The organism is Halorussus gelatinilyticus (genome assembly GCF_023238445.1).
Taxonomy (GTDB): domain Archaea; phylum Halobacteriota; class Halobacteria; order Halobacteriales; family Haladaptataceae; genus Halorussus; species Halorussus gelatinilyticus.
This window is the reverse complement of record NZ_CP096658.1, coordinates 2,128,637-2,147,389: the sequence shown is the minus strand read 5'-3', so window position 1 is coordinate 2,147,389 and position 18,753 is coordinate 2,128,637. Positions and strand designations below refer to the sequence as shown.

Annotated in this window: 16 protein-coding genes and 1 pseudogene; 5 read left to right on the top strand and 12 right to left on the bottom strand. The window is 68.2% G+C overall.

Annotated elements, in window-relative coordinates:
- Positions 1 to 50 precede the first annotated feature (50 nt).
- Positions 51 to 1,661, top strand: a complete 1,611-nt coding sequence (locus M0R88_RS11010; RefSeq protein ID WP_248653559.1) for a SagB/ThcOx family dehydrogenase — start codon at positions 51 to 53, stop codon at positions 1,659 to 1,661.
- 32 nt (positions 1,662 to 1,693) lie between these two features.
- Here the strand turns inward: M0R88_RS11010 and M0R88_RS11005 are convergent, their stop codons facing one another.
- Positions 1,694 to 2,623, bottom strand: a complete 930-nt coding sequence (locus M0R88_RS11005) for a sulfide-dependent adenosine diphosphate thiazole synthase (protein WP_248653558.1) — start codon at positions 2,621 to 2,623, stop codon at positions 1,694 to 1,696.
- Between the two features lie 257 nt (positions 2,624 to 2,880).
- Between M0R88_RS11005 and M0R88_RS11000 the strand changes: the two genes are divergently transcribed.
- Positions 2,881 to 3,075 (top strand): cold-shock protein, encoded by a 195-nt coding sequence (locus tag M0R88_RS11000; protein ID WP_248653557.1) that lies wholly within the window; start codon positions 2,881 to 2,883, stop codon positions 3,073 to 3,075.
- Between the two features lie 173 nt (positions 3,076 to 3,248).
- Here M0R88_RS11000 and M0R88_RS10995 read toward each other — a convergent pair whose 3' ends face one another.
- The 3 genes from M0R88_RS10995 to M0R88_RS10985 are packed head-to-tail and all read right to left on the bottom strand — an operon-like array spanning position 3,249 to position 7,550.
- On the bottom strand, positions 3,249 to 5,879 hold the full coding sequence (locus tag M0R88_RS10995) for an AAA family ATPase (protein ID WP_248653556.1): 2,631 nt from the start codon (positions 5,877 to 5,879) through the stop codon (positions 3,249 to 3,251).
- Positions 5,880 to 5,933: 54 nt separating this feature from the next.
- Positions 5,934 to 6,683: a 4-phosphopantoate--beta-alanine ligase gene (locus tag M0R88_RS10990; protein WP_248653555.1), complete on the bottom strand. Its 750-nt coding sequence runs from the start codon at positions 6,681 to 6,683 to the stop codon at positions 5,934 to 5,936.
- A 30-nt stretch (positions 6,684 to 6,713) separates the two neighbouring features.
- Positions 6,714 to 7,550, bottom strand: coding sequence for a pantoate kinase (locus tag M0R88_RS10985; RefSeq protein WP_248653554.1), 837 nt, complete (start codon positions 7,548 to 7,550; stop codon positions 6,714 to 6,716).
- Positions 7,551 to 7,686: 136 nt separating this feature from the next.
- Between M0R88_RS10985 and M0R88_RS10980 the strand changes: the two genes are divergently transcribed.
- Positions 7,687 to 8,370: a hypothetical protein gene (locus M0R88_RS10980; protein WP_248653553.1), complete on the top strand. Its 684-nt coding sequence runs from the start codon at positions 7,687 to 7,689 to the stop codon at positions 8,368 to 8,370.
- A 59-nt stretch (positions 8,371 to 8,429) separates the two neighbouring features.
- Here M0R88_RS10980 and M0R88_RS10975 read toward each other — a convergent pair.
- The 6 genes and pseudogenes from M0R88_RS10975 to M0R88_RS10950 form a co-directional block, all read right to left on the bottom strand.
- A pseudogene (locus M0R88_RS10975) lies at positions 8,430 to 8,711 on the bottom strand (amino acid--tRNA ligase-related protein); the annotation flags it as partial.
- A gap of 115 nt (positions 8,712 to 8,826) precedes the next feature.
- Complete coding sequence (locus M0R88_RS10970; RefSeq protein ID WP_248653552.1) at positions 8,827 to 9,477, bottom strand: TetR/AcrR family transcriptional regulator; 651 nt, start codon at positions 9,475 to 9,477, stop codon at positions 8,827 to 8,829.
- A 46-nt stretch (positions 9,478 to 9,523) separates the two neighbouring features.
- Entirely contained in the window at positions 9,524 to 10,324 is an 801-nt protein-coding gene (locus M0R88_RS10965) for an ABC transporter permease subunit (protein WP_248653551.1), read from the bottom strand.
- Positions 10,317 to 11,279 (bottom strand): ABC transporter ATP-binding protein, encoded by a 963-nt coding sequence (locus M0R88_RS10960; protein ID WP_248653550.1) that lies wholly within the window; start codon positions 11,277 to 11,279, stop codon positions 10,317 to 10,319. Before M0R88_RS10960 ends, M0R88_RS10965 begins: the two co-directional genes overlap by 8 nt.
- 152 nt (positions 11,280 to 11,431) lie before the next feature.
- On the bottom strand, positions 11,432 to 12,154 hold the full coding sequence (locus M0R88_RS10955; protein ID WP_248653549.1) for a phosphoglycerol geranylgeranyltransferase: 723 nt from the start codon (positions 12,152 to 12,154) through the stop codon (positions 11,432 to 11,434).
- 177 nt (positions 12,155 to 12,331) lie between these two features.
- Positions 12,332 to 14,914 (bottom strand): DNA topoisomerase I, encoded by a 2,583-nt coding sequence (locus M0R88_RS10950; RefSeq protein WP_248653548.1) that lies wholly within the window; start codon positions 14,912 to 14,914, stop codon positions 12,332 to 12,334.
- A gap of 296 nt (positions 14,915 to 15,210) precedes the next feature.
- Between M0R88_RS10950 and M0R88_RS10945 the strand changes: the two genes are divergently transcribed.
- The gene (locus M0R88_RS10945) at positions 15,211 to 15,804 is read left to right on the top strand and encodes a hypothetical protein (RefSeq protein WP_248653547.1); all 594 of its coding nucleotides are present in this window, start codon (positions 15,211 to 15,213) and stop codon (positions 15,802 to 15,804) included.
- A gap of 10 nt (positions 15,805 to 15,814) precedes the next feature.
- On the opposite strand, the gene M0R88_RS10940 is transcribed toward M0R88_RS10945, so the two are convergent.
- Entirely contained in the window at positions 15,815 to 16,180 is a 366-nt protein-coding gene (locus M0R88_RS10940; protein WP_248653546.1) for an Ig-like domain-containing protein, read from the bottom strand.
- Between the two features lie 170 nt (positions 16,181 to 16,350).
- Here M0R88_RS10940 and M0R88_RS10935 point away from each other — a divergent pair, with 170 nt between their 5' ends.
- Positions 16,351 to 17,748, top strand: coding sequence for an MATE family efflux transporter (locus M0R88_RS10935; RefSeq protein WP_248653545.1), 1,398 nt, complete (start codon positions 16,351 to 16,353; stop codon positions 17,746 to 17,748).
- A 149-nt stretch (positions 17,749 to 17,897) separates the two neighbouring features.
- Here the strand turns inward: M0R88_RS10935 and M0R88_RS10930 are convergent, their stop codons facing one another.
- Positions 17,898 to 18,611, bottom strand: coding sequence for a lytic transglycosylase domain-containing protein (locus tag M0R88_RS10930; protein WP_248653544.1), 714 nt, complete (start codon positions 18,609 to 18,611; stop codon positions 17,898 to 17,900).
- Positions 18,612 to 18,753 lie beyond the last annotated feature (142 nt).

The following is an 18,753-nucleotide window of genomic DNA, read 5'->3' as shown; positions in this document are numbered from 1 at the left end:
CCCCGTACCACGACAACCCCTAAGTGTCGGTTGGCAGTAACTGTCGTCATATGGTCCGCGCTCCCGAGTACCACGAACGCACGAAACACGCCACGAGCGACTTTCCGGACCCCGACCTGGAACTCGACTTCGAGACGATGCCCCGACCGCTCGAGACCTACCGCGACCGACCGCGCGTGTCGCTTCCGGGAGTCCGCTCGCCCGTCCTCTCGGCGCTGTCGGTCGTCGCGGAGGCCGACACCGATCCGCTCGCCGGGGCCGAACAGACCGAACGCGACCCCGTAGACGCCGTGACCGTGGCGTCGCTGTGCTACTGGGCGGCGGGCGTCAAGCACGAGACCGACCACCCGACTGATGGGACCGACCAGCCGTCGTACTACAGGATGGCGTCGTGTACGGGCAACCTCCACCACGTCGAGGCGTACGTCGTCTGCGGCGACCTCGACGGTCTCGACGCCGGGGTCTACCACTTCGACCCCGCGACGCTCTCGCTCGACCTGCTCCGCGAGGGCGACTACCGGGGCGTCCTCGCGACCGCGACCGGAGACCGCTCTCCAGAAGCGGACGGGGAGGGGTCGAGCGCAGCGGCGGACGCGAGTCCCGGCGTCGCGGACGCGCCCGTCACCGTCGCCGTCACCTCCGAGTGGTGGCGCAACGCGTGGAAGTACCGCGAGCGGACCTACCGCCACGCGTTCTGGGACTCGGGAACCGTGGTTTCGCACCTGCTCGCGGCCGCCCACGCCTTCGACCTGCCCGCGTCGGTCGTCGCCGGGTTCGACGATTCCGCCGTGGCGGACCTGCTCGGACTCGACCCCCGGACCGAGGCCCCGCTGGAACTCGTTCCGGTAGGACGGGGCACGCCGACGGGCGAGTCCCCCTCGGTCGCTCCCATCGACGTCGAGACCGTTCCGCATCCGCCTCGCGACCGGTCGCACGACCTTCCCCACGAGGCGTGGGCGACCAGCGCACTCTCCGACGGCGAGGCCGTGAGCGCGTGGCGCGAGCAGGTCCGCGAGGCCCTGCCGGTCGGGAGAGTCGGTGCGGGCGACGGCGAACGCGTCCCGCTGGACCCGGTAGACCACGGGACCGAGGTGGCCCGTCCGGTCCGAAGCGCGATGGAGCGCCGCCGGTCGTGCCGGTCGTTCGCCGACGAACTGCTGAGCAGGCGAAAGCTCGGAACCGTCCTCGACCGGGCGACCCGCGGAGTGCCGGGCGACTGGACGGGTGGCGGTGACGACGCGGGCGCGCCGGGACTCCAACTCAACGACGTCTACGCCATCGCGACCGACGTGGCGGACGTCCCCGACGGACGCTACCAGTTCCACCCCGAGGAGGCCGCGCTGGAGCGTCTCGGCGACGCGACGAGCGCCGACCAGACCCGACTCGCGCTCGGCCAAGAGTGGGGCGGCGACGCCCACGTCAACGTCTACTGCATGACGGACGTGGACCGGGTTGCCGAGGCGCTGGGCGACCGAGGGTACCGACTGGCGCAACTGGAGGCGGGCGTCGTGCTGGGCCGATTGTATCTGGCGACCTACGCCCACCGGCCGCTCGGCGGGACGGGCCTGACGTTCTACGACGACGAGGTGACCGACTTCCTCTCGCCGCGGGCCGAGGACCAGACGCCGACGACGATGTTCGCGATGGGCGTCGCAGAGTAGGTGGAACGATACGGAAAACGAGCGCCGAGTCCTCAGTCGTCGGCCGAGGCCGTCTTCGTGGTCATCTCCACGGGGTCCGCATCGACGCCCAACTCGTCGATGGCGCACTGGGCGGCGCGCTTGCCCGACAGGAGCATCGCACCGAAGGTCGGTCCCATGCGCGGAAGCCCGTAGGTCGTCGCGGTCGCCATGCCGGTGACGACGAGACCGTCGTGGACGAGACCGGTGTGTTCGACCACGGCGTCCTCCGACTTGCCGACCCACATCGAGTCGTGGCCGGGCGAGTCGTGGCCGGGCGCGCCGTACGAGTCGTCGCCGGTCTTGTCCATGCCGGTCGCGCTCTCCTTGGCGTCGCCGATGCCGGGGGCGTCGAGGACGCCGCGCTCGTCGAGTTTCGAGACCGCCATACCGTCGTGACCGGTCGCGTCGATGACCAAGTCGGCTTCGACAGCGATGGGGTCCACGCAGGTTATCTCGCGGGGCAGGGCGTGGACCGGCGTCCAGTTCATCACGATGCCGCCGACGCGGTGGTCCTCCCGAATCACGATGTCGGTGAACTCGGTCATGTTCTGCATCTTCGCGCCCGCGTCGCAGGCGGCCTTGATGAGCGCCGAGCAGGCGTGGGGGCCGTTGGCGACGTAGAGGCCCTCGCTGTCCTGCGAGCGCTTGAAGTCCACGTCGAGGTCGTCCAAGACGTGCTGTGCCGGGTCGCGAACCGTGACCTTGTTCATCAGGAAGCCGCCGAGCCAGAACCCGCCGCCGAGGTAGTTGTTCTTCTCGACGACCATCGTCTTCACACCGCGCTCGGAGAGTTCCTTCGCCGCCATCAGTCCGGAGGGACCGCCCCCGACGATGATGACGTCCGAGTCGCTGAAGTCCATGAACTCCTCGGTCCACTCCTGTCCGATGGCACGGGTCACGTCCGCTTCGCCGACGTCGCTGAACTGGTCGAATTCGCTCATACAACTCAGTAATACCACGAGGTTGTTGAAAGGGGTTGCGGAATGGCTCGTCGGAAATACGGTCTCGGTCGGGACGACCCTCCGCTCGAAATCCCGTTTCGTCTCGTTCGACTCGTTTCCACGGCATCGACGCGAACCACCGAATTAAACCCGAACGCACCCACATTCAGGAGAATTCCCGGCTCAGAGCGACCGATACCCGTGATACCGCGACCCTCGGAAGCGTTATCCGTAGCGGGGTCCTCCGTATAATTGCAATGGCAAACGGAACTGTTGATTTCTTCAACGACACTGGCGGTTACGGCTTCATCTCGACCGAGGACTCTGACGACGACGTGTTTTTCCACATGGAGGACGTTGGCGGCCCCGACCTCGAAGAGGGAACTGACATCGAATTCGACATCGAAGACGCCCCCAAGGGCCCGCGCGCGACGAACGTCGTCCGCGCATAATCCGTAGACACGTCGCGTAGAGCGGCGTCGAACTGCGATTTTTGCGAACACTACACCCGACAGCGAGACGCTCGTCTCCCGACGGGAGAACACTCACCGACCGATAGCGGGACGCTCGTCGGACAGCGAGACCGCTCGTCGGATACCGAAACCACTCGGCCGTACCCCGACCGTCAGCGCACGGTCCGCAGGTCCGACCCGTACTCGCTGTCGGCGTAGCGGGCGCGCTCGTTCCAGTCTTCGACGCTCCGGCCGACGGTCGCCAGCGTCGAGCGCAGGCGGTCGGTGTCTACCGCCTCGTCCTCGCGGAGCGCGCTCCGGGCCGCGCTCTCGGCGACCAGTCTGAGGTCGCCAACGGTGTCGCCGGCCGACGCCTCGACCACGGCCGCCCAGTCCACGTCGCCGAGGAGTCGGTCGTCCAGCGTCGCGCGCAGGACCGCCTCGCGGGTGTCGGCGTCCGGGAGCGCCACCTCGACGCGCTCGCCGAAACAGCCGGCGTGGCGGACCGAAGCGGCCACGTCCTCCACGAGGTGGGTCGCGCCGACGACGAACACGTCCGGCGGCGACGCGGCGAGTTCGGCGACGAGGCGGTGGGTCAGCGCGCGGTCGGCCGCGGCGGGGGCGCCCGGCGTCAGCGCGTCCAAGTCGTCCACGAAGACGACGCAGGGCGCGTTCGCCCGCGCCACCTCGAAGGCGTCCGCGAGGTTCTCGGTCGGCGAACCGTCCCACTCGACGGCGAGTTTCGTCGGCGTCACCCGGAGGTAGGGACGGTCGAGTTCGCCCGCGATGGCCCGGCTCAGGTACGTCTTCCCGCACTCCGGCGGGCCGTAGAGCAGCACGCCGTCGGGCGAGTCCAGCCCGTAGTCGGCGTACTGCTCGGGGTTTTCGAGTTGGTCGAGGACGCGCTCGCGGAGTGCAGTCGTCGGTCCCGCCATGCCGGGAACCGCCGCGAAGTCGCGCTCGGGCGGCGCGTCGAGCAGGTCGCTCGCGTCCAGCGAGACCCCCGGCGGTTGCCGGACGCCGTTCTCGTCGGCCTCGCCGGTGGCCGCCACGTCGTACTCGTCCAGCCACGCGGGGATGCTCGTCTCGACCTCCTCGGCGGCCGCCAGCAAGTGGTCCTCCCGGATGTCGGCCTCGTCGGCGAGCGCGGCCCGCGCCGCCCGCTCCGCGACGAGTTCCACGTCGCTGGCGGCGTAGCCCTCGGTTCGCGCGACCGTCTCCCCGAGCGAGAGGTCGTCGGTCGTGGGTCGCCCGTCGAGGTGGACGCCGAGGATGGCCTCGCGCGCTTCGGCGTCTGGCGGCGCGACTTCGACGCGCTCGTCGAACCGGCCCGAGCGCAGCACTGCGTCGTCCACGTCCTCAACGAGGTTCGTCGCGGCCAGCACCACCACGTCGTCGTCGCTCGACCCCTCGAGTTCGGCGAGCAGTTGGTTGACCATCTGCTGTTCGGTGTTGGTCATGTCGCCGCTCCGGTCGCTCGCCACGGCGTCTATCTCGTCGATGAAGACCAGACACGGCGCGTTCGCTCGCGCCACCTCGAACACGTCGGCCACGTTGTCCGCCGCCTCGCCGACCCACTTGCTCGTCAGGTCGCTCGGCGAGATGGAGAGGAAGTGGCGGTCGAGTTCGCCGGCCAGCGCGCCCGCGACGTAGGTCTTGCCGCACCCCGGCGGGCCGTAGAGCAACACGCCGTCGGTCACGCCCAACCCGTAGCGCTCGTACTTCTCCGGGTCCTCTAGCGGGTCCACGACCAACTCGGTCAGCGTCGTCTTCAGCTCGGCCATCCCGCCCACGTCGGCGAAGTCGCGGTCCGGGTTCGTCTCCACGATGGACCGGACCGACAGCTCCACGTCGTCCGGGACGGTTATCTCGTCGTCCGCGTCGTCGGTCCCGCGGCCGGATTCTCCCTCCGTCTCGCCGGCGCTGGCTTCCGCTTCCGTGGACGGCCCGTCGGCCGATTCGTCCGCGGACGAATCGGCCGACGAGAGCGCGTCGCGGAACGGGTTCTCCGTGCCGTCGCTGTCCCGCGGGTGGCGCGATTCGGCGCGTTCACTACCACCGCTCTGGCCCGGCCTGCGACGCTCGCGCCACCGGTCGAGCGTCGCCACGTCCCGGACCCGCGAGAGGAGTCGCTCGTCTCCGGCGACGTGTTCCGAGAGCCACGCGCCCCGGCGGGTCGCCTCGCCCGTGGTCCACTTCTCGTCGCGGAACGCGACCAGTCGCCCGCCCGCGTCGTCGGCGAACTCCGCGAGCCAGAAGGGGAGATAGAGCCGAGTCGCGTCCTCGATCTCGAACGCGCCCGTCGGGTCGAACTCGTCGGGCAGGCCGTAGCGCTCGCGGAGTCGGCCGGCCGACGCCGCGTCGGTCTCGCGGAGCCGTTCGGCGAACTCGGTTCGGACCGCTCGCTTGTCGCGCTCGAATTCGACCGGGACGACCGACTCCGGCCCGGCGTGGGTACCGAGTCGGTACCGACCGACCAGCGAGACCGGGACCGGCGACGCGCACTTCTCGGCGAACGACGCGAGGTCGGTCTCGTGGCCCGCGTCGAGACCGTCCACCAGCACGTCGGCCCGCCCCGCGACCGCGCCGGGGTCGCCGGGCGGCGTGTACGCGACCCGGACTCGGTGAACCGGGTAGAGGACGCGACACAGCCTGACGAGTCGCTCCGGGCCGAGCGCGTCGTCCACCGTCGCGAGCGCCTCGCGGACGGTCTCGGGACCGGGGAGCGTCCGGTCCACGTACCGCACTTCGTAGTCGGTCACGGCGTCCTCACCCGTGCGAGCGAACTCCGAGGTGTCATGCAATCGTGGCGTAGTTCCGTTCGAGTAACAAAAAGATAGTGGAACCGCCGCGGTCGGTCAGTCCAACTCGCCCCGCCGAATCGCCTTCTCCGCCGCTTCGAGCGCTTCCTCGCGGTCGAACTCCGCGACGATGGCTTCCAGTTCCTCGCGACTCGCGCCCCGCTCTCGCAACTCCCTCGCGTGTTTCGTCATATTGGGCACCGCCCGGACGATGTTGTCGATGACGGGAATCGCGGCGGTCTGCGCCGAGCGCGACATCGGGTTCAGGTCCACGACGATTTCGGTCTTGCCCATCTCGGCCAGCGCCTCCGCCCGGTCGCCGTCCTCCAGCGGGACGACCACCACGTCGGCCGAACGGATGCCGTCCTCGTCCACCTTCGCGCGCTCGTGGTCCAGCCCCGGAATCCGGGCGTCGGCCGCGAGACCCTTCACGTCCTCGGCACCGTGGTCGCGCAGGTGGTCCGCGATGGCTTCCATGCGCTCGGCGGTCCGGTTGAACAGGTTGACTTCGAGGTCCGCGTCCACGGCCTCGGCCAGTTCGACCATCTCGCCGGGCACGAGCGCGGCGACGTTCCCGTTCACCGAGAGGACGGGGTGGTCGGCGAGTAGCAACCGGGCGGCCGCGGCGCGCTCGGCGGCGTCGGCGCTCGGGATGGTCTCCTCGCCGAGCAGGTAGTCGTAGGCCTCGCCGCGGCCCTGCGCGATGAGACCCTGCTTGCTCGTGATGCCCAACTCGACGCCATCCTCGATTCGGTGGCGGGTCCGGAGCGACTCGGCGCGGGGGTGGTCGTCGGGAATTTCGGTCATATCTCCCTGTCGGCTCCCGGCCGGGAAAAATCAGTCCATCTGCAGCGTCGCGCCCGCGGGGTGGGTCTCGCAGGTCTCGGGGTCGTAGCCCGCCCGCGAGAGACCGTTGCCCAGCGCGAAGACGGTCTCGCCGAGCATCGCCATCGCCGCCTCGCCGCCGACCGCCTCGACCTCCGAGAGGACGCTCTCGACCTCGGACGTCAGCAGGTCGGCCTCGCTGGCGAACTCACGCGAGACCGCCATCAGCGTCGCCAGCGTCGGCTCCTCGACGAGACGAACGAGTTTGTCCACGCCGACCTCCGAGAGGCGGTCGGTGTTCCCCGAGAGGACCGCCGAGGTCGAGCGCTCGCCCAGCGTCAGGTACTCGACGCGAGTTCGCTCGGGCACGCCGTCGAGTCGGTTGTACTCCGGCGCGCCGGGGTCGAGTCGAATCGGAACGCCGCCGCGGGCTTGGGCCACCACGTCGCCGAGTCCGGTCCCGGCGTGGACCTCCGCGGCGTGGGCGACGGCGACGAGTTCGTTCTCCGAGCGTCCGCAGTCGAAGGTCCGGTTCGCGGCGAGCGTGGTCCCGAGCGCGGCCGCACCCGAGACGCCGAAGCCCGCGCCGACCGGCAGGTCCGTCTCCGCTCGGACGTAGGCGTCCACGTCGAGTTCCTCCAAAACGCGCGTCACCGCCTCGATAGCGGCGGGTTCGTCGTTCAGTTGCATTCCGGTCTCGGCGGCGGGTTCGACCTCGACGGTCACGCCCTCCGAGAGGGTCAGGCCCGCGCCACGGGAACCTGCCTGCTCGGGGTCGTCGGCCTCGTGAACGCTGAAGAAGCCGGTGACGTGGCCCGGCACGAACGCCCGCGACGAGTCGTCGGTCATGCGCCACTCTTTCGAGTCGGTCCGTATAACGTTTGTACTATTCGTCGGCGCGGACCCGGCCCTGCGTTCGGGTGCACCCGAGACTAAATATCTAGACATTAAATTAAATATTAATAAGAAAGAAAATTGTGTGTGCATGTTCCGAGACGACCAGACCGACGACGTGAACGCCAGCCGACGAAGCCTGCTGAAGGGAGTCGCCGCGGGGTCCGTCGCCGCGGCGAGCGCGGGAACCGCCAGCGCCTCGGACGCCGCGGGGTACGCGAGCATGGCTCAGAAGGAGCAGGTTCGCGCCCAGTACGACGCCGAAGCGGTGGTCCGCGAGCGCGTCGCCGAACACGCTGGCGAGTTCCTCGCCGCGCTCGAAGCCGAGGGACTGGTCGATAGCGCCGACCCCGCGGACCTCGTGACCGAACCGAAGCCGACGGGAGAACACCTCGAACGCGACCGGAGCGTCAACGTCGGCGCGGTGTCGGCCGACGAGGGCCTGACCGCCCACATCGACCTCGCGTACCGCACCGACGAGTACGACCTCCACCTCATCGTCCAACCCGAGGCGGGTCGGGCCTACGGCTACCTCGACCGCGGGGAGACAGTCCAGCGCCTCGATTACGACTCGAAGGACGGCGTGACGATTCAGGAGCGATGCGCCCTCACGGAAGCCTGCGACAACCAGCTCTGCGACGACAACACTGGCAACTACAAGGTTTACCAAGTCGAGTGTTGCGAACAGAGCGGTTGCGACGTCGGCTACGTCACGGGGTGCTGTCACCAGTTCCCCGGCTACGTCGACCCCTGTTGCGAAGCCTGCGGGTGTTGAGGTCGGCGAGCGATTTTTTCGACGATGGACGGCGGCGGACGTCCGGCAGGCAGTCCGAGCTACGGCGAGAGTCGCTGTCTGTCCCGCGGGAACAGCACGGCCTCGCGGATGTTCTCCAGTCCGAGCATCGTCATCACGAGGCGCTCGCCGCCGAGTCCCCACCCGGCGTGGGGCGGCATGCCGTACTCGAACATCCGAGTGTAGTAGTCGAACGCCGCGGGGTCGAGTCCCTGCTGTTCGAATCCTTCGACCAGTCGGTCGTAGCGGTGCTCGCGCTGGCCGCCGGAGACCAGTTCCATGCTCGGGTGCATCAGGTCGAACCCCGTCGAGAGATCGGGGTCGCGCCCGGTTCGGCGTCCGCGGCGTAGGTGCGGTCTCGCACTCCCTCGGGTTGTGCCGGGGTGAGGTGAAAATCGCCTACTCGTTTGAAGGTCTGGGGCGGTCGGTCCGCCCGTCTTACGCGCCGTCGGTAGTCAACCCCGCCGCGACGACTTCGATGAGGGCGTTTCGAACTGCACGGTAGAACGCCTCGTCGTGGAAGTCGTCCTTGTGGTAGGCGACGAACTTCACGACGCCCATCGCGGCCGCGAGGACCTCCGGGTCGCCCTCCCGGAGGTGTCCTTCGGCCTGCCACCGCTCGACGTAGGGGACGACGTAAGACAGCGACTGGGCCTGCTCTTCGCGCAGTTCGTCGTCGCTGAACTGGGCCATCAACCGCGAGAGGTCGTCGTCCACGATCAGTCTGCGCACGAGGGAGTTGGTCTCTATCTCCTCGCAGAGCAGGGTGAGAAACGCGACGATTCCCTCCTCGGGGGAGAGTGCGTCCTCGTCCCTGCTCTCACCGTCACCCTCACCCGCACCGACGCGCTCGAACGACTCGGCGAGGATGTCGGCGGCGAGTCGCTCGCCCTCCTCGCGCAGAATCTCGAAGTAGAGTTCCTCCTTCGAGTCGTAGAACCGGTAGAACGTCCCGTTGGCGATGTCCGCGGGGTCGGTCAGGTCCGCGATGGTCGTCTTGTCGAGTCCGTAGCGCGCGAACAGGTCCCGGCCGGTCTCCCGGAGTCGGCGGCGGATGCGCTCGCGCTCGTCGGCGTCGAAGCCTCTCATCCGGTTCCCCCTTCGGAGCTCGGTCGGTATCGCTCCATCGGAAGCGTCACGCGACGTCCTTCCTCCGGAACCACGCCGCGCTGACCGCGACGAGGAGCGCGGTCCCGGCCAGCAGGACGAGCGCGCCCGCCCAGTCGTACTCGCCCGAGACCAAGACGGCGGTCGGGTCGTAGTACCGCGTCGGGCTGATGGCACCGAGCCAGCCCACGTCGGCCGACTGGCTGACCGTCTCCAGCAGGAAGAGCGCGAAGATGGCCCCCAGACCGCCGCGCTTGGCCACGTCGGACTCGTCGAAGGCGACCGACAACAGCAGGCCGATGGCTCCGCACGCCAGCAGGTACGGAATCGACAGCAGGTGGACCGCCGCGAGGTCCGCGAGCGGGATGGTCTCGCCGATGGCGAGGACGGTGGCGTACACCGCGACGCCGACGATTACGTTGACCGTGACCACGACCGGCACCAGCGAGGCGAACTTCTCGACCACGACGCGCCGCCGGGAGACGGGCGCGGCGAGCAACACGTCCATCCGACCGCGCTCCACGTCGCCGGCGACGAGTCCACCTGCGACGTAGGCCGTGTAGATGCCCAGCAGGAGCAACCAGAAGAACTGGTAGAGTTCGACCGCCAGAAACCCCTCGATGGTGGCGATGGAGAACGCGCCGGTCGCGCCGAACGCCGCCCGCATCGCGGGCGGCAGGCTCTCCATGTAGGCGTCCAAGTCCGCGCCAGAGTTGGCGATGGAGGGGAACAGCGCGACGAACAGCAGGGACATCGCGGCCAGCAGGACGCCCAGCACGAGCGCGCCCCGAATCCGGCGCTCGGACTCGTAGGTGGCGACCTCAAGCATCGGTCTCGCCTCCCGCGGACGCCGCGGTCCCGGTGGGCGCGGAGTCGGACCCCGACTCCGCGCCGGTCGCCCCGGCCGGCGCATCGTCGTAAAACTTCATGAATACGTCTTCGAGCGGGGCTTCCTCGACGTCGAGATCCACGACGTGATAGTTCCGAAGGTGGTCCAGCAGGTCGTCGTACTCGCCGGTGAACATGAACGAGGCGTCGCCGTCGCTCACTTCCAAGTCGTGGACGCCCGCGATTTCGAAGTCGGCGGGGTCGATGGCGTCTCCGACGCCGACGCGGACGCGCTTGCCCGACCGGTCCAGTAGTTCCTCGACGCCTTCCATCGCCACGAGTCGCCCGTCGCGGATGATGCCTACGCGGTCGCAGACCCGCCGGACCTCGCTGAGGACGTGGCTGGAGAAGAAGAACGTCGTCCCGCCGGTCCGCTCCTCCTCGATGAACTCGTAGAGGCGTTCCTGCATCAGGGGGTCCAACCCCGAGGTCGGTTCGTCCATGATAACGAGGTCGGGGTCGTGCATGAACGCCAGCACGAGCGCGAGTTTCTGCTTGTTACCGGTCGAGTACTCGCCGACCTCGCGCGCTATCGGCGGGTCGAATCGGTCGAGCAACTCGTCGCTCCGCTCGTCGCCCTTCAGCGCGGCGTGGTACCGAATCAGGCGCTCGCCGGTCACGCCCTCGTCCAAGCCGGGTTCGCTGGGCAGGTAGCCGATTCGCCGCTTGGCGTCGAGAAGCGCCGCTTCGTCGGTCACGTCGTGGCCGAGCAGCGTCGCCGACCCGCCGGTCGGCGCGACAAAGCCCAGCAGCGTCCGGATGGTCGTGGTCTTGCCCGCGCCGTTCGGCCCGAGGAACCCGAACACCTCGCCCGCCTCGACTTCGATGGAGAGGTCGTCGATGCCGCGGGTGTCGCCGTAGTACTTCGTCAGGCCGCGGGTCTGGATGGCAGTCATGGCTTCACCGATGGGTCTTCGCGCTGTGAATGGATGAACAGTTCGGTTATCCGTTCACGACACTCGGACGTCCGACGACCGAACCGCTGTTCACCGAAACGACCTCCGAAGCGAGAGACGTAGCGAGACGGACACCGCAGTCGAAAACGAAGTCAGACCGACTCGGCGGCCGTCTTCTTGGCGTCCTTCGCGCCCTCGACGGTCTCGCGGACCGCCTCACAGCCCTCGTCGTGGACCAAGTCGCCGACGACCACGGTGTCGGCGTGCTGGGCCATCGTGTTCGCCGACTCGTAGTCGTGGATGCCGCCGCCGTAGAACAGCGCCGCCTCGTCCAGCGCGTCCGCGGCCGCCCCGACAACCTCGGGGTCGCCGAAGGTGCCGGAGTACTCGACGTAGACGATTTCCTGGCCGAACATCTGCTCGGCGACCTCGGCGTAGGCCGCGACCTCCTCGGGCGACTGGTCGCAGTCGGCCTCGGTGAGTTCGGCGACGCTCGCGTCGGGATTCATGATGATGTACGCCTCGGTGGTCGTGCGCTCCCACTCCACGTCGTCCATCCGCACCCACTCCTTGTGCGCGCCGGTGATCCACGAGACCGCGCCGGCGTTCAGCACGACCGGCACGAGGTAGCCGTCGAGGTCGTCGTCCTCGACCACGACCGCGGGGTTGCTCGGTTCCTGATACAGCGGTACCTCGTATTTCGCGCAGGCGTCGATGACCCGCTGCATCTTCTCTTGGGTCATGTCGAGGGTCCCCCCGATTTCGAGGGCGTCGGTGCCGGTCTCGCACACGTCCTCGAAGGTCTCGCCCTCCACCAGCGTCTTGTCCGGGTCCAGTTTGACGATGTGGTCCCAGTCGGCCCACGGATTGCTCATTACCAGTGTAATCAAAACCGGCGAGTAAAACCCCTTCGGTAGCGCTTCTCGGCTCCGTCTGCGAAGCGCGCTCGCGGGCAGAGCGACGCTCTCGACCGGTGTCCGGCGGTCCCAGCTCTCTGCCCAGCGACGGACGGCCGGAACGCCGAGCAACGCTGGCGACGGTCGAGACCGAGTTCAGTCGGCTTTCGCCTGCCAGCCCCGCAGTCGGTCCTCGCTGACGCCCTGCACCTCCGAGGCCACCGTCTCGACTTCCGCCGATTTCAGGTCCTCGATGCTCTCGATGCCGGCGTCCGAGAGCTTCTCGGCGGTCTTCGACCCGATGCCGTCGAGCGATTCGAGGTCGCTCCCCGACTCGCTCTCGCGGGCCTGGAACTCCCGGTAGTTGCAGATGGGACAGCCCAGTTCCCACGGTTCGTCGCCGTTGTGGACGATTAGTTCCGGCAGGTCGTGTTCCTCGCAGCGCTCGTCGGTGACTTCGATGTCGCCCCGGCGCGGGAGCGGGAGCGAGTAGTCGCAGTCCGGGTAGCGCGTACAGCCCACGAGTCGCGAGCCGTTCTGGAGGTGCTTGATGGCCAACTCGCCGCCTTCCGCTTCGGCGGCTTCGCCGCCTTCGTCTCGTTGCTCCTCCGTCGCAACGCCCTCCCCGCACTCGGGACACACGCCGATAACCTCGTCCTCCTGCTCGTCGGCCTCCTCGGCCTTGCAGAGCGGACAGCCGTGGACGAACGTCTGACGCCCGGCGAGCATCTTGACGTGGCGCAGACCGTGTTCGTCGCACTCCTCGTCCAAGATGAGGGGCTTGCCCGTGTTCGGGAGCGGAAGGGTGTACTCGCAGTCGGGGTAGCCGTCACAGCCGACGAAGTACGAGCCGTTGCGACTCTGGCGGACCAGCAGTTCGTGGTCCGACTCGGGACAGGGACCCAGCTTCTTGTCGGCCTTCAGCGACTTCTGGAGCAGGTCGCCGACCTCCTCGCGGGAGTCGCGCAGGTCCTCGAACACCTGCTCCAGATACTCGCGGGACTCGTCGGCCACCTCGCTCAGGTCGGCCTCGCCCTCCGCGATGGCGGTCATGTCCTCCTCGAGTTCGGCGGTCATCTCCTCGCTGACGACCAACTCCGCGAACTTCTCGGCCGCCTCGACCACGGCCTCGGCGAGTTGGGTCGGGCGGGGCGGGTCGCTCTCGACGTAGCCGCGGTCGTAGAGCTTCTCGATGGTCTCGTGGCGGGTCGCCTTCGTCCCGATGCCCATCTTCTCCATCGTCTCGATGAGCCGCGACTGGCCGTATCTGCGGGGCGGTTGGGTCTGCTTGTCCTCGATGCGGGCGTCCGTGACCTCGAGTTCCTCGCCCTCCGCGACGTCGGGGACGTAGTTCTCGGAGGTGTTGAAGTAGGGGTAGACCGCGTGGTAGCCCTCCTTCAGCAGGCGCTTGCCGTTGGACTTCAGGGTGTGGTCGTCCCCCGCCGCGGCCGCTTCGACGGCGGTGACCACCTTGAGATGTTCCCACGTCGCCGACTCGGCGACCGTGGCGAAGAACCGCCGGACGACGAGTTCGTATATCTCCCACTCGTCGTCGCTCAGGTCGCCCTTCGTCGGCACGTCCTCGGTCGGGTGAATCGGCGGGTGGTCGGTGGTCTCCTCGTCGCCCTCGGTGGGTTCGAGGTCGTCCAGTTCCAGCAGGTCGTCGGCGTCGTCGCCGAAGTGGTAGTTGCCCGAGAACGTGTCGAGCAGTTCCTCGGGGTCCAAGTCGTCGGGGTAGACCGTGTTGTCGGTCCGGGGGTAGGTCATGTACCCCGCGGTGTAGAGGTCTTCGGCGATGCTCATCGCCTGCTGTGCCGAGTAGCCCAGACTGCTCGCGGCCCGGATGAACTGCGTGGTGTTGAACGGCGCGGGCGGGTCGTCGGTCCGGGTGCGCCGGTTGACGCGCTCGACGGTCGCCGACGCGGCGGTTTCGAGCGCCTCGAAGACGCTCTCCGCGGTCTCCTCGTCCCAGACGCGCTCGGCCTCGTTGTCGTCCTCGTCGCGGTAGAAGTACTGCGCTTCGAACTCCGCGGAGTCGTCTTCGCCGTCGTTCGCGTCCGGCGCTTTCAGCAGGTCGGCGAACAGTTCCCAGTAGTCCTCGGGGTCGAACGCCTCGATTTCGCGCTCGCGGTCCACGATGAGTTTGAGGGTCGGCGACTGGACGCGGCCGACCGAGATGAAGTCGTCGCCCAACTGCCGGGAGGACAGCGAGAGGAACCGAGTGAGGGCGGCACCCCAGATGAGGTCGATTTCTTGGCGCGCTTCGCCCGCGGCCGCCAGGTCGAAGTCCAACTCGTCGGGGTTCTCGAAGGCGTTCGTGACCTCGTTCTGCGTGATGGAGGAGAACCGGACCCGGCGAATCGGCACCTCGTCGTTCACGTCGCGGACGAGTTCCCACGCCTCCTTGCCGATGAGTTCGCCCTCGCGGTCGTAGTCGGTCGCGATGGTAACTTGGTCGGCCTTCCGCGCGAGGATGCGCAGTGTCGAGACGATGTTCTCCTTCGTGGCCTTCTTCTCGATGGGCGCGTCGATGAGTTCGACCGGCTCTACGTCGCGCCAGTCGTTGTACTCGTCGGGGAAGTCCACGCCGACGACGTGGCCCGACAGCCCGATGCATCGTCGTCCGCCCCACTTGTAGACGTTGACGCCGTTCTTGCGCTCGGCCTCGGCGGATTCGCCGCTCAGGATGTCGGCGATGCGTCTGGCCGCGTTGTCCTTCTCGGTGATTATCAGTTCCATACCTCACCTCCGACTTCGGGGGAGTGCCCGGCGCGGCGCGGTCGCTCTCGGGGGAGTCGCCCGCCGCTCGGGAGTCGCTCGTCGTCCATCGTGTCCCCGCTAGGACAAGTGAAACGGTAAAGCTTTCGCCGCGGAAAATCGCAAGCCGGCGGCGGTCCAAGGCGCGGGCGTCGTGCGTGTGAGGGTGCGTGCGCAAGCGCGTCCGGAAGTGTGCGCGACGACCGTCCGTGCGTCGCCGGACGGCATCCCGTCCGTCTCGTGACCAATTTTATCTCCCGTGGGCGAGACCCGCGAGTATGACGCTTCCGACCGGACTCGTTCCGGCGACGGTCTTCGTCCTGACCGCTGGCATCGCGCTCCTCGTCACGGGACTGGCGCACCTGTTCTACCGCGCCGGAGCGCCCGCCTTCAGCGCGGCGCTCCGACGGGCGATACTCGCGGTCGGCGGACTGTACCTCGTCGGCGTCCTCGTCGTCTGGGCCTTCGCCGGCGGACTGCGGCTGTGGGAAGTCGCCGCGACGCTCGTCGTCGCGGGACTCGCGAATCTGGCCGTCCTGACGGCGCTCCCGCTGGTCGTCGGCCGGCTAATCGTCCGACTCGCCGGTGGCGTAGACGACTCGGACGCCGCGCTCCGCTACGCGACGGCCGGGTGGCCGGTCGCCATGCTCACGGTCTTCGTCGGTTTCGTCCTCCCAGGCGGTCTCGGTACCAACTCGTTCTTCCATCTCGGCGGCGTGGAAATCTGTCTCGTCGGATTCTGCGGTGTCAGCCTCTGGACCGCGTTCGCGGTGCTCCTCGAACTCGCCGCGGCCCTCCTCGGTCCCGGCGTCGTCGGACTCGCGCTCTACTCCGCTGGAGTCGGGGCACGCGAGCGGACGGCGGGTTCGTAGTCGGCGGACATCAACACACGGCGGCGTCGATTTTCGCCGTCCCGGACGCGGTTATCTCCACGCCGTAGCGGTAGCAACTCACTGCCCGCCAGACGCGTCGGCGCACCGTGTCGTCGTGTTCGACGACGAGTTCGTACTCGCCATGGGAACGAGGTTCGTCAGCGTACGACGCTCCCCCCGGAGATAGCGCGTACGCTCGGCGGTGTCTCTCCCCGCCGTCTTCGAGTACGGCGACCGTTACCTCGTGGGAGGTGTCGTCGTCGTTCTCCAGCCGGAGGTCGTTCGACTCCGGGTCGTACTCGGGCCGGCCCGTCGGAGCAGAACACCCGCTGAAAATCAGCAGCGCCGCGGCACTGACGAACGTTCGACGGTTCACGGGGCGGTTTCGCGTCTCACTCTGATAAATCCAGACGTTATTTCGTTCCCGAAGCGTGCGCGGACGACGCTCGGAAACCCGGCAACCCCGAACGGAAGGGACACGTTTACCAACCGCACGCGCGACCTTCCGCCGAGAGCGTGTCGAGCCAACAGGACAGTCGCGTCGATATGACGACCGGAGCGATAACGCCGAAACTCGTCAGCCTCGCGTGGCCGCTGGTCGCCGGGAACCTCCTCCAGACGTTCTACAACCTCGCGGACATGTTCTGGGTCGGTCGGGTCGGTCCGAACGCAGTGGCGGCGGTGTCGCTGATGTTCCCGACCGCGTGGATGTTCGTCTCGGTGGCGATGGGGCTGACCGCCGCCTCGGTCGCGCTGGTCTCCCAGCACGTCGGCGCGGGCGACGACCGGAAGGCCGACAACGTGGTCGCGCAGACGACCATCCTGACCGTCGCCGTCGCGCTGGTCCTGTCGGCGCTCGGCTACGTCTTCCGGCACCCGCTCCTCTCGCTGGTCGGGGCCGAGGGGCGGGTCTACGCCTACTCGCTCCAGTACATCGAGGTCCTCTTCCTGTCGATTCCGTTCACGTTCCTCTTCTTCGTCTTCCGGGCGGTCCTGCGGGGCGCTGGCGACACACGGACCGCGATGTGGCTGATGGTCCTCTCGGCGGGCGCGAACGTCGTCTTGGACCCGTTTCTCGTCCTCGGCTACGGACCCTTCCCCGAGTGGGGCGTCCGCGGGGCCGCGGTCGCGACGCTGATTTCCCGGATTCTGACGGCGGTCATCGGCGTCGCCATCCTCGTCAAGGGCGACTGGGGCGTCCGCCTGCGACTCGACGACCTCCGGCCCGACTGGCCGGTCCTCCGGAAACTCGTGGACGTCGGCTACCCCGGCACTCTCGACGGGCTCGCGCGGAGTTTCGCGGCGGTGGCGATGGCGGCGCTGGTCGCGCGATTCGGCGCGGTGCCGACCGCCGCGTACGGCATCGGACTGCGCCTGATGTCGGTGTCGTGGACCGTCTCGGGCGCGGTCGGGCAGGCCACCGCGACCGGCGTCGGCCAGAACCTCGGCGCGGAGACGCCCGACCGCGCGGCGACGGTGACGTGGACGGCCACCGGCGGCACGATGGCGGTGCTGTTCGGCGTCGGCGCGCTGATGGTCGCGTTCCCCGACGAGGCGATGCGCGTCTTCATCGCGGACGCGGCGGTCGTCGCGGCGGGCGTGGAGTTCCTGCGCATCATCGGCCCGTTCCTCGCCTTCTTCGGCGGGCTGATGGTCCTACAGGGCGGGTTCCGCGGCGCGGGCGACACCCGGACCGCGATGGCGCTGTCGGTCCTCTCGCGGTGGCTCCTCCGGATTCCGGCGGCGCTCCTCGTCGCCTACTCGTGGACGGTCACGGTCGCGGGCGTCCCGCTCACGGGATGGTCGTGGGGCGTCGAAGGCCTCTGGTGGGCGTGGTCGTTCTCGGCCATCGCGTCGTTCCTCGTCGGCGTCGCGTGGTTCGGTCTCGGCCGCTGGCGCGAGGGAGTCGTGGAGCGAGAGGAGACGGCGACACCGGGAGATTAGCAATCTCTATCTGTTTCTAAGAATCCTCTGTATCTATCCAACATGGATAAATATTTCTGAGGTGCGCGTCCGCGGCCGCACTGCGGCCGCGGACGCGCGACCGATGGATGACAGGTGGAAATCGCGCGTTCCGGTGGCGAATCGCTATCTCAGGCGGAATCGAGGTACGTCTCGACCGACCAGCCCCACACGTCGCGGTCGAGCCAGTGCATGCCCCACCACGTGTAGCCGTCCTCGGTGGTCGGGCCGTTGACGATTTCGCCGACCTCGTCGGGCGAGACGGTGGCGACGACCGTCGATTCGGTGCCGGGCCGTTTGCGCGTGTTCAGGTTCACCGTCGGAGTCACGCGGTCGCCCTGGCTGAAGCCGGTGCCGCCGCCTCCGCCGCCGTAGGCGTCGCGGTAGTACGCCGCGGCGTCCTTCACGTCGCTGACGTAGGACCAACTGTGGTTGTAGGCGTAGAGCGCGTCGTCCCAGTTCTCGGGCGCGCCCGAGGAGGTGAGGTAGTTCGCCGCCGACGGGATGGCACCCTCGTAGTTGCAGATGTCGGCGTAGCCGTCACCGTCGCCGTCCACGCCGTAGGCGTCCCACGTCGAGGGCATGAACTGCATGGGCCCCTTCGCACCCGCCGACGAGGTGTCACAGCCCGCCTCGTACTGGCCGTGCTGGGTCTCGACCCAGCCGACGCCTGCCAGATACGTCCAGTCGATACCGTAGGCGTCGCCCGTCGCACGGTACTCGGTGAGATAGTTCGACGGGATGGAACCGGGTGCCGCGGCCGCGGAACCGGTCAGTCCCGCGACGGCGACCGCCGTCGCGCCCGTCGCGCCGATTCGCTTGAGCATGTCGCGTCGTGAGTGCATGATTCATTTTTCCATCATCTACCAGAGTGTGATATTTTCCAACCGCCGTAGGCGTAATTTAGAGGGGCGTTCGCCGTTTCCGCCTCCGACGAGTAGTTAGAAATCGCACCAATCTCGACCGACGACGCACGCGAAGGTTTAC